Origin of the sequence: Ruegeria sp. HKCCD7251 (assembly GCF_013031165.1) — a bacterium.
Lineage (GTDB): Bacteria > Pseudomonadota > Alphaproteobacteria > Rhodobacterales > Rhodobacteraceae > Ruegeria.
Map to the genome: position 1 here is coordinate 136,379 of NZ_WPZC01000001.1, position 13,692 is coordinate 150,070.

The 13,692-nt window shown below is 58.7% G+C and carries 11 protein-coding genes; 4 read left to right on the top strand and 7 right to left on the bottom strand.

Annotated elements, in window-relative coordinates:
- Window positions 1-4: 4 nt before the first annotated feature.
- On the top strand, window positions 5-790 hold the full coding sequence (locus GOX75_RS00685; RefSeq protein ID WP_171120360.1) for an inositol monophosphatase family protein: 786 nt from the start codon (window positions 5-7) through the stop codon (window positions 788-790).
- Window positions 791-845: 55 nt separating this feature from the next.
- Here the strand turns inward: GOX75_RS00685 and bhcD are convergent, their stop codons facing one another.
- The 4 genes from bhcD to bhcA are packed head-to-tail and all read right to left on the bottom strand — an operon-like array spanning window position 846 to window position 5,193.
- Window positions 846-1,829 (bottom strand): iminosuccinate reductase BhcD, encoded by a 984-nt coding sequence (gene bhcD, locus GOX75_RS00690; protein ID WP_217354415.1) that lies wholly within the window; start codon window positions 1,827-1,829, stop codon window positions 846-848.
- A gap of 15 nt (window positions 1,830-1,844) precedes the next feature.
- On the bottom strand, window positions 1,845-3,008 hold the full coding sequence (gene bhcC / locus GOX75_RS00695; RefSeq protein ID WP_171120364.1) for a 3-hydroxy-D-aspartate aldolase BhcC: 1,164 nt from the start codon (window positions 3,006-3,008) through the stop codon (window positions 1,845-1,847).
- A gap of 11 nt (window positions 3,009-3,019) precedes the next feature.
- The gene (gene bhcB / locus GOX75_RS00700) at window positions 3,020-3,991 is read right to left on the bottom strand and encodes a beta-hydroxyaspartate dehydratase BhcB (protein WP_171120366.1); all 972 of its coding nucleotides are present in this window, start codon (window positions 3,989-3,991) and stop codon (window positions 3,020-3,022) included.
- A gap of 11 nt (window positions 3,992-4,002) precedes the next feature.
- Window positions 4,003-5,193: an L-aspartate--glyoxylate aminotransferase BhcA gene (gene bhcA, locus GOX75_RS00705; RefSeq protein WP_171120368.1), complete on the bottom strand. Its 1,191-nt coding sequence runs from the start codon at window positions 5,191-5,193 to the stop codon at window positions 4,003-4,005.
- Window positions 5,194-5,422: 229 nt separating this feature from the next.
- Between bhcA and GOX75_RS00710 the strand changes: the two genes are divergently transcribed.
- Window positions 5,423-6,220: an IclR family transcriptional regulator gene (locus GOX75_RS00710; RefSeq protein WP_254428661.1), complete on the top strand. Its 798-nt coding sequence runs from the start codon at window positions 5,423-5,425 to the stop codon at window positions 6,218-6,220.
- Here GOX75_RS00710 and GOX75_RS00715 read toward each other — a convergent pair.
- Both GOX75_RS00715 and putA read right to left on the bottom strand, forming a co-directional pair.
- Window positions 6,191-6,934 (bottom strand): rhomboid family intramembrane serine protease, encoded by a 744-nt coding sequence (locus tag GOX75_RS00715; protein WP_171120372.1) that lies wholly within the window; start codon window positions 6,932-6,934, stop codon window positions 6,191-6,193. The genes GOX75_RS00710 and GOX75_RS00715 overlap by 30 nt on opposite strands.
- Before the next feature lie 42 nt (window positions 6,935-6,976).
- Entirely contained in the window at window positions 6,977-10,378 is a 3,402-nt protein-coding gene (gene putA / locus GOX75_RS00720) for a bifunctional proline dehydrogenase/L-glutamate gamma-semialdehyde dehydrogenase PutA (protein ID WP_171120374.1), read from the bottom strand.
- Window positions 10,379-10,481: 103 nt separating this feature from the next.
- Here putA and GOX75_RS00725 point away from each other — a divergent pair, with 103 nt between their 5' ends.
- Together GOX75_RS00725 and GOX75_RS00730 are read left to right on the top strand one after the other, a co-directional pair.
- Window positions 10,482-10,958, top strand: coding sequence for an Lrp/AsnC ligand binding domain-containing protein (locus GOX75_RS00725; protein WP_170411303.1), 477 nt, complete (start codon window positions 10,482-10,484; stop codon window positions 10,956-10,958).
- A gap of 42 nt (window positions 10,959-11,000) precedes the next feature.
- On the top strand, window positions 11,001-11,567 hold the full coding sequence (locus GOX75_RS00730) for a tetratricopeptide repeat protein (protein WP_171120376.1): 567 nt from the start codon (window positions 11,001-11,003) through the stop codon (window positions 11,565-11,567).
- Window positions 11,568-11,613: 46 nt separating this feature from the next.
- On the opposite strand, the gene GOX75_RS00735 is transcribed toward GOX75_RS00730, so the two are convergent.
- Complete coding sequence (locus tag GOX75_RS00735; protein ID WP_171120378.1) at window positions 11,614-13,503, bottom strand: PhoX family phosphatase; 1,890 nt, start codon at window positions 13,501-13,503, stop codon at window positions 11,614-11,616.
- Window positions 13,504-13,692: the final 189 nt, after the last annotated feature.

Here is a 13,692-nt window from a genome sequence, read left to right on the forward strand (position 1 = left end):
GACAATGGTTGGCAGTGCAAACCTCAACATCATGATTAAAGCCGCGCGCAAGGCGGGGCGGTCTTTGGTCAAAGATTTTCGCGAAGTCGAGAACCTTCAGGTGTCGATGAAAGGCGCAGGCGATTTTGTCTCAAAGGCGGATATCGCCGCAGAGGCGATCCTGAAAGAGGAACTGCTGGGCGCGCGCCCGACCTATGGTTGGCTGGCCGAAGAGGGCGGCGAAATCCCCGGCGAAGATCCCACCCGCCGCTGGATCGTGGACCCGCTGGATGGGACAACGAATTTCCTGCACGGCCTGCCGCACTGGGCGATTTCAATCGCGTTGGAACATAAGGGCAAGATCGTCGCTGGCGTGATCTACGACCCGGCCAAGGACGAAATGTTCTTTGCCGAAAAAGGTGAAGGTGCGTGGATGAATGACACCCGCATTCGCGTCTCAAGTCGTCATCGTATGATCGAGTCTATCTTTTCGACGGGCCTGCCCTTTGGTGGCCGTTCGGACTTGCCAGCAACGCTGCAGGATCTGGCGCGTTTGATGCCGACCTGCGCCGGTGTGCGCCGCTGGGGCTCGGCTGCGCTTGACTTGGCATACGTGGCCGCAGGTCGGTACGAAGGGTTCTGGGAACGCCGCCTGCACGCATGGGACGTGGCGGCCGGGATCATCATCGTGAAAGAGGCCGGTGGCTTTGTGCAGGCCCTAAACCCCGAAGGCAGTGTCTTGGAAGATGGCGAGGTGATCTGTTCGAACGAACCGATTTTTGACCAGTTTGCAAAGGTGATCCGGGGCTAAGACCTGATCGCCACGATCGAAGTTGCGCGCCCCGAACGAGGCGCGCTTTTTCGTTTCATAGGGCCGCGCGCTGCGCCAAGCCTGCCTCATCCGCCAATCGCGCGGCGACCGACGCAACTGCCAAATCCTGCAAACCGACCCCGGTTCCGTCGAACAGGGTGATTTCGTCTTCGCTGGTCCGGCCGGGGTGATCCCCGTTGATCACGGCACCAATTGGTGTGATCTGATCCTGCTTCAGCGCCCCCGAGTTTACAGCGTGCTGGGCTTCGCCGATCGTAATGGATTGGGCGACCTCGTCTGTGAAGACGGTTGCTGCGGCCAAAAGCGCGGGGTCGACCTCTTGCTTGCCTTTCGTGTCGGTGCCCATGCAGGCAAGGTGCGTGCCGGGTTTGATCCAGTCATTCATCAATAGCGGTTCAAAGGCTGAGGTGATCGTGATGATCACATCCGCCTGCGCGCCCAGTTCCTGCTGGCTGACGGCCTCGAACTCCAACCCGATTTCCTCGGCCACGGCAGCCAGACGCGGCAGCATGTCCGGGTGGGGGTTCCAGGCGACGACCTTTTCGAACGCGCGCTGTTCGGCTGCCGCACGCAGTTGAAAGGCGGACTGATGACCTGCACCAACCATCCCCAGAACCTTCGAATCTTGCCGCGCCAGATGTGCAATCGAGACCGCTGACGAGGCCGCCGTGCGCACCGCCGTCAGGTAATTGCCCCCGACAAGCGCAGAGAGCTGCCCGGTGTCAGGATCGAACAGAAAGACGGTGGATTGGTGGTTGGTCAGATTTTTTTCGGCATTGCCGGGCCAATATCCGCCCGACTTTACACCCAGCACCTGTCCTTCCCTGTCGAACCCTGACTTGAAGCCGTACAATGCGTCCGCGTAACCCAGCGCCTCGCGCACAACAGGAAAATTCCACGCCCCGCCGTTGGCCATTGCGCCAAAGACCGACTGAACCGCGTCAAAGGCTTGCTGGCGGCCGACCAGTTGCTTGCAAAGATCTTCGCCTACGATCAGCAGACCGTCTTGAGAAGTCATGATATCCCTCATTGCTCAGAACGCCTTTCCACGGGCCGAAACAGGCCAGAGCGTTTCAACCTTGCCGCCCCGCACACCCACATACCAGTCATGGACGTTACAGGTTGGGTCACAATGACCGGGAACCAGACGCAGCTTGTCGTTGACCTTGAGAACATTGCCGGGATCACCGATCACGCCGTGTTCATCCGAGCATTTGAGGTATTCGACATCATCGCGCCCAAAGACGAACGGCAAGCCGCTATCGACGGACTGCGCCTTTAGACCTGCATCACAGATCGCCTTATCTGCTTTGGCGTGGCTCATGACGCTTGTTAGGATAAACAACGCGTTTTCCCACTCACCCTGGTCGATCCGCTTGCCATCCTTGTCCAGAATACGGCCATAGTCGGCATCCATGAAGGCGTAGGAGCCGCATTGTAGCTCGTTGTAAACACCTGAATTGCTTTCGAAATAATACGAACCGGTGCCGCCGCCCGAGACCAGCTCGCAGTCGATTCCTGCGGCCTTCAACCCGTCAACTGCGTCTTCTACCATCGCGATTGCAGCATCCAGTTTCTCTTTTCGGGCCTCGTACGTGTCGAGATGCTGCATTGCGCCCTGATATGCCTGAATGCCTGTGAATTTCAGGTTTGGGGCTGCCACGACCGCCTCGGCGATCTCGATTACAGCCGGAGTTGTGGTCACACCGCACCGCCCCGCGCCGCAGTCGATTTCGACCAGAACCTCTAATTCGGTGCCGTTGCTGACTGCCGCAGCGGACAGGTCCGCGACGTTATTGACGTCGTCCACACAGACGATGGTGCGCGCTCCGGTCTTGGGCAGTCGCGCCAGGCGGTCGATCTTGGCCGGGTCACGCACCTGATTTGATACAAGGATATCCTTGATGCCGCCGCGCGCAAAAACTTCTGCTTCCGAGACTTTCTGACAGCAGACACCCACCGCGCCGCCCAGCTTTTCCTGAAGTTTGGCGACATCAACGGATTTGTGCATCTTGCCGTGTACGCGGTGGCGCATGCCATGTGCCTTGGCATAGTCGCCCATCTTCCTGATATTCCGCTCCAGCGCGTCCAGATCGAGTATCAGGCACGGTGTTTGAATGTCTTTTTCGTCCATACCGATTGAGGCGGGGATGTCGAAGCCGACTTCGAGGTCGTCAAATTTCACAGGTTTGTTCATGTTATTCCTCCTTACCCTTTGAGCCAGGGCAGCTTGTCCAAATCCACGTTGCCGCCGGTGATGATTACGCCGACGCGTTTTCCGCGAAACACGTCCGGATTTTTGAGAATGGTTGCCAGAGGCACCGCCGAGGACGGCTCCATCACCACGCGCAGATATTTCCACGTCAGTTTCATCGCCTCGACGATATCATCTTCCGAGGCGGTGAAGATGTCCGTCACGTGGTTGGACACAAAGTGCCACGTGTTTTCCTTGAGCGGCACCAGCAGACCATCGGCAACCGTTTTGGGGGCGTCGTCCGCGATAATGCGACCCGCCTTAAACGAACGATAAGCGTCATCCGCCTGTTCCGGCTCCGCGGCATAGATCGCTGTACCGGGAGCCAGGTTTGACACTGTTAAACAGGTTCCGGACACCATACCGCCGCCGCCAATCGGCGCGATGACCGCATCCACGCCGTTAGTTTGTTCCAGCAGTTCCGCCGAACATGTCGCCTGCCCAGCGATCACGCGGGGGTCGTTATAGGGGTGGACGAATTCGCCGCCCGTTTTGGCCTGCACTTCGGCAAACGTCGCTTCGCGCGAGGTGGTCGACGGCTCGCACTCGGTAATCGTTCCGCCAAAGCGCCGGACCGCATCTTTCTTGGCCTGTGGTGCCGTGCGCGGCATGACCACGTGGCAGGGAATGCCCCGCCGCCCGGCCGCATACGACAGCGAAAGCGCGTGGTTGCCGCTGGAATGGGTGCAGACACCCTTTGCCGACATCTCATCGCTTAGGCCAAACACGGCGTTGCTTGCTCCGCGAACCTTGAAGGCGCCGGCCTCTTGAAAGTTCTCGCACTTGAAAAACAGATCGGCGCCTGTCAGGTCATTCAGGTAGTCGGACACCATGACCGGGGTTCGGCGGATATATGGTTTGATCCGTTCATGCGCCGCTCGCATGTCGTCGATTGTCAGCTTCGCGGCGGGGGTGTGATCCAGCATGATCAATCTCCTCAGGCTGCCGCCATTGCGTTGCCGGACGAGCCGGAACGATAGAATTCCTGCGCGGCCGCGACCCCGCTGCCCAGTGAGATCGGGTAATTCAGGTCCGCCATCGCCATTTCGATCGTGCTGAGGCCAGACAGGACCATCACGTCCGTCAGGCTGCCCAGATGACCGATGCGAAACGCCTTGCCGTTCAGTTGCCCAAGGCCGATCCCGAAGGACACGCCATATGCGTTGAACGCGTGATCTGTCAGGGCGTTGCTGTCGAACCCATCGGGGACATAGATTGCGCTGACCGTATCGGAATAAAGGTCGGGCGACTGTGCAACCAGCTTCAAGCCCCACGCGTCGGTGGCACGGCGAACCCCTTCGGCCAGCCGGTGGTGGCGGGCATGGACGTTGTCCAAACCTTCCTCAAACAGCATCTTAAGGCTTTCGCGCATCCCGTAGATCAGTTGCAGCGGCGGGGTATAGGGAAACCCGCCCGATGTATTCGCAGCCATCATGTCGCGGAAATCAAAAAAGGTGCGGGGCAGCTTGGCGGACGCCATCGCCTCTTGCGCCTTTTCGCTGACACACAGGATCGCCATCCCGGTCGCCAGCATGAATCCTTTTTGCGACCCCGACACGGCGATATCGACGCCCCATGTGTCAAACTGAAATGGCACAGAGGCCAGCGAGCTTACGCAATCCACAAACAGCATCGCGGGATGGTTTGCGGAGTCAATGGCTTGACGCACAGCACCGATATCCGAAAGCACGCCGGTGGCAGTTTCGTTATGGGTCACCAGAACGGCGCGGATGTCGTGCGACGTGTCCTTGGCAAGGGCTGCCTGAAACAGGTCTGCTGGTGCACCTGTCCCCCAAGGGCAATCAATAATCTGCACGCCCAACCCGTGCCGTTGGCACAGGTCGATCCAGCGATGGCTGAAAACGCCATAACGGGCCACCAGAACCTTGTCTCCAGGGCTGAGGGTATTGGTGATCGCCGCTTCCCACCCGCCGGTGCCCGAGGCAGGGAATGTCACGATCTGACCGGTTTGAGTGCTGAAGACACGCTTTGTCTCTTCCAGAACAGGGGCGAACGTGTCGACAAAATCCGGTGCGCGGTGGTCTTGCGTTTGAACCTGCATGGCCAGCCGCAGCCGGTCGGGGATATTTGTCGGCCCTGGTATGAAGACCGGGTTTTGGTTGGACATCTTCTATTCCTCCGCTTTGGAGGACATTTTCCAGGATTATGTGGCGTCATGCAATTTTCTTGAAAAATATTTTCATTTTTGCCAAAAAATCTGTAACCGGCGAAATTCGTGAAGATTTCCGTTTTTCATTTTGATGGCGAATTTCAACCGCGACAAAAAATATCGGGCAAAGGAGGAAGGGAAATTGGGACAAGAGCCGCAAAAAAGACCACGAGGTCGACCGAAATCCATGTTCAAGGAAAGCTCGGCCGGGACCATGCAGTCTTTGGATCGCGCGTTGGGCGTTATGACCACGGTTGCGCGCATGGAGCGGGCCGCGCTGAGTGATCTGGCCAGAGAGATCGGGGTCCCCACAGCCACTACGCACCGTATTCTGGTCACGTTGCAAAAACACGGCTTCGTCAGCTTTGACGAAGAGCGTCAGGAGTGGGTGATTGGCATCGAGGCATACAGAACCGGCGCGTCTTTCTTGCGTAGAAACAGCGTGATCGAGATCGGACGACCCATCCTGCGGCGCTTGATGCAGGACAGCGGTGAAACAGCCAATCTTGCGGTTCCCGATGGGTTCGAGGTTGTGTTTGTTGGGCAGGTCGAAACCGGGAACCCCATCCGGGCGTTTTTTCCGCCGGGGGCCCGCACCCCGATGTATGCATCGGGAACTGGCAAGGCGATCCTGGCCGAACTGGGCGGGGCCGGGTTGACCAAAGCGCTAGGCTTGGGGGAACCGGTTGCCTTTACCGAGAGTACTCTGCTGCCCGGGTCAAAGTTGCAGTCGGACTTGGCGCTGACGCGAAAGCGGGGCTGGTCGCATGATCGGGAAGAGCGCTATGAAGGCATGTCCTGCATTGGCGCGGCGATATTCAATGACCGTGCCGAGCCCTGTGCCGGGATATCCGTGTCCGGCCCGACTGTGCGATTCAAAACGGACCGCGCGCCGGACTTGGGCGGGTTGGTTATGGCCGCTGCCCGGGAAATCACTGAACTAAGCGGTGGGCGTCTACCTGCGCGGAATGCGGGGAATGCGTGATTGCGAGAACTTGTAGGTCTGCTCAGGGTGGGGTGGATGACCGTGTGTCTGGTTCCAGAATTTGACGCCACCGCGTCGCAACCATAACGGAATACTCAACACCAGCCCGACGAAGAAACCGCCTGTATGCGCCCAATATGCAATCCCCCCTTCGTCGGGGTTGCTGGAGAGGCTGCCCAGAAACTGCATGCCAAGCCAGACCCCAAGCATGACAAAAGCCGGAATGGTGAAGACGCGAATATAGACGATCAGGATCAACAGGATATCAACCTGCGCCTTGGGGAACAGCAGCAAATAGCCGCCCATCACTCCGGCAATCGCGCCCGATGCACCGATTGTGGGAACCAATGAGCCGGGGGCTGTCAGGACGTGAATCAGGCCAGCGCCGATCCCGGCGGCCAGATAGAACAGAAGGAAGGGTAGGTGGCCCATCTCATCTTCGAGGTTGTCGCCAAAGATCCACAGAAACAGCATGTTGCCGATCAGGTGCATCCAGCCCCCGTGCAGGAACATTGATGTCACCAAAGTATCGAACGCAAATCCGTCAGTGATCCGAGCCGGAATAACGGCGTAATCATAGTAAATCTGGTTGATCAGCCGCGCGTCGTCCATGGCGCCTGCATAGCTGATAAAGATCAGAATATTCGCCGCCATTAGCAGGTAAACGACGAACGGAGTGCGCCCCGAAGGGTTATGATCGCGGATCGGAAACATGGCGCGACGCTGGGCTTTCCTTAGCCCAGCGTCAAGGTCTGTTTAGGCCGCACCACCCAGCAACGCCGCGTTACCCCCTGCGGCGGTTATGTCGACGCAGACGTGGCGCTCGGCCTGTACTCGGGCCTTGTCTGGCAAGCCGGGGATCAGGGGCAGGATCGGACCAGTGCGGCGGGCCAGATGCCGTTCAATGTCTCGGGCCGTGGCTTCATCACCCCACCACAAAACGCCGGAGATACCTGTCGCATTTTCAAGCCGATGCAGGTCGATCGTACCTGTGGCGCGGATTACTGAACCGCCCAATTCCTGCACGGCCACCGCTTGTGCCTGAACTGCAGCCTCACCCGGCCCCATACACAATAGAGGCGGGCGGGGGAACTCGCTGAGGCGGTTGGATTCTCCGGTGGGGCCGGGCAGGGAACGGGTTTGAACTGATGCCGGTTCGCCGTCCGCGGCAGGCATGCCGCCCATTGTTGCGTCCCACGTCCCGGCGCTGTTCTGGCGGTCGGGTGCGCAGAAACGGGTCATGTAGTTTGGGCCACCGGCCTTGGGGCCAGTCCCGGAAAGCCCTTCACCACCAAAAGGTTGCGATCCGACAATCGCTCCAATCTGGTTACGGTTCACATAGATATTGCCTGCGTGAACGGCTTCGGTGATGTGCTGAACACGGTCGTCAATGCGCGTGTGCAAGCCAAAGGTCAGGCCGTACCCCGTGGCATTGATGTCAGCGATCACCTGATCAATCTCGGACGCCTTGAACCGCACGACATGCAGAACCGGGCCGAAAACCTCGCGTTCTAGCGCGGCAATGCCAGGGATTTCAATAAGCGTTGGAGCGACGAATGTGCCGTCTGGCGGCGTTGGCATCTCTTTCAGGATGCGCCCGTCCCGACGCGCCGTTGCAACGTGATCCGTGATGACCTGCCGTGCATCGTTGTCGATAACAGGGCCGCAATCGGTTGAAATCAACCATGGGTCGCCAACCTGCAGGGCCTCCATCGCGCCCTTCAGCATCGTTAGCAGGTCGTCCGCAATGTCCTCTTGCACATAAAGGCACCGAAGGGCCGAGCAGCGCTGACCCGCCGATTGAAACGCGCTTTCGATGATGGATTGAACGGCTTGTTCTGGCAGGGCAGTGCTGTCCACTATCATGGCATTCAGCCCGCCGGTTTCCGCGATCAAAGGGGTGCCGGGCCGCAGGTTTTCTGCCATTGCCTCGCGGATTTTCAACGCCGTCGCGGTCGAGCCTGTAAAAGCCACGCCCGAAACCCGCGCGTCCGAGGTCAGTGCCGCACCCACCATAGGGCCACCCGGCAGCAACTGCAGAACATCCAGTGGCACACCTGCTTCATGCAACAACTGCACGGCGCGATGCGCGATCAGGGGTGTTTGCGGGGCGGGTTTGGCCAGTACAGCGTTACCAGTGGCAAGCGCCGCCGCAATCTGACCGGTGAAAATGGCCAGCGGAAAGTTCCACGGGCTGATGCATGTGAAGGTTCCAGCAGGCGCAAGATCAGGGATATTTGCAGCATAATACCGCATAAAATCAACGGCTTCACGCAGTTCAGCAACAGCATCCGGAAGTGATTTCCCAGCCTCGCGGGACAACAGCGCAAAAAGCTCGCCGTAATGGTCTTCGTACAGATCGGCGGCGGCGTTCAGGATGCGGGACCGCTCGGTCGCTGTCGATTGCCATGGCGCCGCAGAGGCCAGCGCCAGTTCGACGTCCTCGGCGCTTGCTGGGGCGACAGCGCCGGGCCGGTCCTGAGGTTGGGCCGGATTGATGACAGGCTGGTCGTCCTCGGGCGTGGCATCCCCGGACAAAAGTGGCCGCGCGTACCAGTGATGTGCTCGGAACCCGTCGCGGGCGGCGTCGATCCGATCCAGTGTGGGCGTGTGTTGCAAGTCAAACCCGCTCGAGTTCGGGCGCTCGGGCTGAAACAGTTCAGGTCCGGTGGGCAGTGGCCGTGCCGGTTCGCGGATATCGTTGAACGGGTCGGCGGCGACTTCTTCCGGCGGCACAGTCTCATCCACAATCTGATTCACGAAAGATGAATTCGCACCGTTCTCCAACAGTCGGCGCACCAGATACGCCAACAGGTCGCGATGCGCACCGACCGGAGCGTAGATACGGCAGCGGGTAGAGTTCTGATCTTTGACCAACCCGTGCAGCGTTTCGCCCATCCCGTGCAGGCGCTGGAATTCATAGGGTTGATCCTTGGCCATATGCAGGATCGCGCTGACGGTATGCGCGTTGTGGGTGGCGAATTGCGGATAGATCCGGTCGGTCATACCCAGCAATTTGCGCGCATTGGCGATGTAGGAAATATCGGTCGCCGCCTTGCGGGTGAAGACAGGGAAGCCATCGACGCCTTCGACCTGCGCACGCTTGATCTCGGTATCCCAATAGGCCCCTTTGACCAACCGGACCATCAACTTGCGATCGTGGCGTTGGGCCATGTCATAAAGTGTGTCCAAGACGATCCCGGCGCGTGGGCCATATGCCTGAACCACGACCCCGAACCCGTCCCATCCGGTCAGGGCGGGCTCGGACATGACCTCTTCTATGACCTGCAGCGACAGGGACAGGCGGTCGGCTTCTTCGGCATCTACATTCAGGCCCATCCCGGCGGCCTTGGCCAGCAGGCAGAGCGCACGCAGGCGGGGCACAAGCTCATCCATCACGCGCTGTTCCTGCGCCAGTTCATAACGCGGGTGCAGCGCCGACAGCTTCACCGAAATTCCCGGATTGGCGCGTATGTCGTCATGGGTGCAAGCATCGGCAATGGCCGCAATCGCGCGCGAATAGGACAGGTGATAGCGGGCAGCATCGGCCTCGGTCCGGGCGGCCTCGCCCAGCATGTCGTAGGAATAGGTATAGCCCTTGGCTTCCATCCCCTTGGCGCGGTCCATTGCGGCTTGGATGGTTTCGCCCAGTACGAACTGACGGCCCATTTCTTTCATGGCCCGGCCTACGGCCGTGCGGATCACCGGCTCACCCAATCGCTTGATTGCGCCGCGCAGGGCACCGACCGGAGATAATTTGCCTTCATCCAGAACCTTGCCCGTCAACATCAAGGCCCAGGTTGAGGCATTGACCAGCGAGGACGAGGACTGCCCCAGATGTTTACCCCAATCGGATGGCGCAATCTTATCCTCGATCAGCGCGTCGATCGTGTCGGCATCGGGGACACGCAACAGTGCTTCGGCCAGGCACATCAAGGCCACGCCTTCGTCAGTGGACAGGCCGTATTCGGCCAGAAATACCTCCATCATGCCGGGCGACGTGCTGGAACGAATATCGCGCACCAACTGAGCGGCAGAGGCGCATATGGACTGACGATCGGCTTGGGTCAGATCAGACTGTGCAATCAGGTGGGCCAGTATGGCTGACTGATCGGCATAGGTCTGACCGTCGATATGGGCGCGCAGGCTGTGTGACATGTATCCTCCGGGGCTTTTGATAAATATAGGGTCGATTTGACAGGAGGATTGCCTTATTTCTTTCCAAACTAAGGCGAATGGACTGAAGTTTTGGGAGGATACAGTGCAAAAAGACTTTCCCGGTCTTGATCGGTTCGATCAGTCAATTCTGACGATTCTGTCTGAGGATGGGCGCATCCCCATCGCTGACCTTGCGCGGCGGATTGGGTTGTCGAAATCGCCCACTCAAGCACGTGTGAAGAGACTTGAGGCCGATGGCATCATCACCGGATATCGCGCCTTGCTTGACCCGATCCGCCTTGGTCTGGACCACGTGGCCTTTGTCGAGGTGCGTCTGACAGATACTCGCGAAAAGGCATTGGCCGAGTTCAATGCGGCGGTGCGCAAAGTGGCCGAGATTGAGCAAGCCCATATGATTGCATCGAATTTCGACTATCTTCTGAAAATTCGCACCGGTTCGATGTCCGAGTATCGGGCCGTTCTGGCCGAGAAAATTTCGTCGTTACCCCATGTGGCCAGCACGTCGACCTTTGTTGCGATGGAGGCGGTGAAGGAAACCGGCGTCTCGGGCGCGTTCTGAAGGCTGGGTTGACGAAAGCCGTGCAAGCGTCACCATTGCTGTATGAAACAGCTTTTCCTTGCCTCTGCCTTTGTTGCCGCAACCTCGGGTGCTGCCTTTGCCGATGATTGCCCCATGGCACCGGATCATTCTGCTGGAGTGACCGGGTTGATCTCGCAGATACAACAGGCCGAAAACGAACAGGCCGCCCGCGCGCTGTCCAATCAATTGTGGGAGTTCTGGACGGATGCACCGGACGAAACGGCTCAGGCCGTTCTGGACCGGGGTATGACGCGTCGGAATGCATGGGATTTGTTGGGCGCGATCGAGGATTTCGACAAGCTGATCGAGTACTGCCCGTCCTACGCCGAGGGATATAACCAGCGTGCCTTTGCCCATTATCTGAGGCAGGATTTTCAGGCGGCATTGCCCGACCTGGACCGGGCTATTGAGCTGTCACCGAACCACGTCGCCGCGATAAGTGGCCGTGCGTTGACGTTGATGGGTCTTCAGCGAACGGACGAAGCGCGAGAAGCTCTGCAGCAGGCATTGGAGTTGAACCCATGGCTGTCAGAGCGTCACCTGATGGCTCCAGGCGGGCCGTTGGCTTTGCCGGGCGAGGATATCTGACAGCGCCCTCACCCGTATTCGGAAGAGGGCACCACCAAAAGATGTATTAGCCGACCAAGCCGTTGTCATTCCGCTTGATAGCGATGATCGAAGACCGTGGCGTTCCGCCATCGGGCCAATTGCTGCCGGGGTGTTGAATTCCGACGAACATTGTCCGCAGGTCGGTTGACCACGCGAGCCCAGTGACTTCGCACCCATTCGGACCCGTCATAAAGCGCGCGATCTCTCCGGTGATCGGATCACCAACCAGCATCTGGTTGTTCCCGTTTCCGGCAAAGTCCTCGGCGTTGTTGTCATTGCCGTCTGTCTGAATCCAGATCAGTCCGGTTGTGTCGATGACCATGCCATCCGGCGAATTGAACAGGTTGCCTTCATTGACATTGGGCGACCCGGCATAAGCATCCGTATGCACGGTTGGGTTGCCGGCCATGACGTAGAGATCCCATTCGAACGTATCTGCTGCGTGGTCGTCGTTGCTTGGGCGCCAGCGCACGATCTGGCCGTATTTGTTAGCCTCACGCGGGTTGGGTCCATTGACCGGGGTATCGTCGCCGCCTGCGTTTGGCTTGATGCCTCGGTTTTTGTTGTTGGTCAGGCAGCAATATGCCTCGACCGCAACCGGGCTGGAGGCAACCCATTCGGGGCGGTCCATGGTCGTGGCACCCACTTTCGAGGCCGCGAGACGCGTGAAGATCGAAATCTCTGCGGCGTCCATGTCTGTTGTTTCGGGCGTCAAAGGCAGCCATTCGCCCGACAGATCGTCGTCGAACTTGGCTGCGTATAAGGTGCCGTCGTTCAGCAGGCTCTCGGTCTCGCCGCCCGGCTGATAGGTGCCGTTCGAGACGAACTTGTACAAGTACTCGCCCCGCTCATCGTCGCCCATGTAGACGACCACACGACCATCTGCGGCCAGAGTTACCTCGGCGTTTTCGTGCTTGAAGCGGCCCAGACCGGTATGCTTGACAGGTGTGCTGTCGGGTTTGGTCGGGTCGATTTCCACGATCCAGCCTACGCGGTGGGGTTCATTCGGGTTTTTCGACGTGTCGAAACGCGGGTCAAACAGTTCGTAGCCGTTCCAGCTTTTGGCTTTGACGCCATAGCGCGCATATCCGTCCGCGACCGGTTTATCGTAAACGGCGGTTTCATCGGACGATCCGAAATAGCCGTTAAAATTCTCTTCGCAGGTCAGGTAGGTGCCCCAAGGCGTTTTGCCTGCACCACAATTGTTCATGGTGCCCAGCGACGTCGTGCCAGTTGGGTCAGCCTTGGTTTTCAACAGGTCGTGACCAGCAGCGGGACCCACGATTTTCAAAGGCGTATTGTGGTGGATGCGGCGATTGAACGGGCTGTCCTTTACCACAGACCATCCGTCAGCAGCCTCCTTGATCTCCATCACCGTAACGCCCTGAATGTTCTGCATTTTCAGAACGTCGCCTGCGTTGGCGGGAACACCTTCTTGCGCAGAGGGAAGGTTGATGCCGTTATTTGGGAACTCATGGTTGATCGCGATCAGTTCGTGACCCTGATATGAAAAGCTCTCCATCCCGTCTGTGTTTTCGCCAAAGATACGGTCGGATTTTTCAACCGGGCCACCGTCGGTGATGTCATAGCCATCCGCGTCCGAAAACACTGGGTCGCCCCAGCGCATCAGCACCTTCCAGTCATACCCTTCGGGCACATGTACGGTCCCGTCGGTTTGCGCGGGAATAGGGGTGAAGGCAAAGCGCGAGGCCTCGACCGCCTGCGCCGAAGTCGACCCCATTAGACCGGCGCCCATCGCCGCCGCGCCCGAGCCGAACGCCAGGACTCCACCCAGAAACCCTCGGCGAGAGATGGCGCTTTCGACGACTCGGTCAAACCCGTTTTCCTCGGGGCGCGGAAAGTGCAGTTCGTCCCAATCGTCTGCAGAGAGGGGCATGCGATCAGCGTCTTTCATGGGGTGGCTCCTGGCTGTAAATGAATAGCTATGAAATGGACTTAGAACCCCATTGTGACAGTTGAATAACGGCCCTGCAAATGTGTCTGTCCAGTCTTCTGTCAGGCCGACATTGCCAGAAATTTATGTCCCACCACACCGTAATTCCAACCAAAACGCCGCAATTTGGAGCTTTGGTGCTTGTTCAGG

What these genes read in the sequence shown, in the direction of transcription:
- GOX75_RS00685 (WP_171120360.1), top strand. Translation starts at nt 5, where the DNA reads ATGGTTGGCAGTGCAAACCTCAACATCATGATTAAAGCCGCGCGCAAG.
- bhcD (WP_217354415.1), bottom strand. Translation starts at nt 1,829, where the DNA reads ATGACTTCTCAAGACGGTCTGCTGATCGTAGGCGAAGATCTTTGCAAG.
- bhcC (WP_171120364.1), bottom strand. Translation starts at nt 3,008, where the DNA reads ATGAACAAACCTGTGAAATTTGACGACCTCGAAGTCGGCTTCGACATC.
- bhcB (WP_171120366.1), bottom strand. Translation starts at nt 3,991, where the DNA reads ATGCTGGATCACACCCCCGCCGCGAAGCTGACAATCGACGACATGCGA.
- bhcA (WP_171120368.1), bottom strand. Translation starts at nt 5,193, where the DNA reads ATGTCCAACCAAAACCCGGTCTTCATACCAGGGCCGACAAATATCCCC.
- GOX75_RS00710 (WP_254428661.1), top strand. Translation starts at nt 5,423, where the DNA reads ATGTTCAAGGAAAGCTCGGCCGGGACCATGCAGTCTTTGGATCGCGCG.
- GOX75_RS00715 (WP_171120372.1), bottom strand. Translation starts at nt 6,934, where the DNA reads ATGTTTCCGATCCGCGATCATAACCCTTCGGGGCGCACTCCGTTCGTC.
- putA (WP_171120374.1), bottom strand. Translation starts at nt 10,378, where the DNA reads ATGTCACACAGCCTGCGCGCCCATATCGACGGTCAGACCTATGCCGAT.
- GOX75_RS00730 (WP_171120376.1), top strand. Translation starts at nt 11,001, where the DNA reads ATGAAACAGCTTTTCCTTGCCTCTGCCTTTGTTGCCGCAACCTCGGGT.
- GOX75_RS00735 (WP_171120378.1), bottom strand. Translation starts at nt 13,503, where the DNA reads ATGAAAGACGCTGATCGCATGCCCCTCTCTGCAGACGATTGGGACGAA.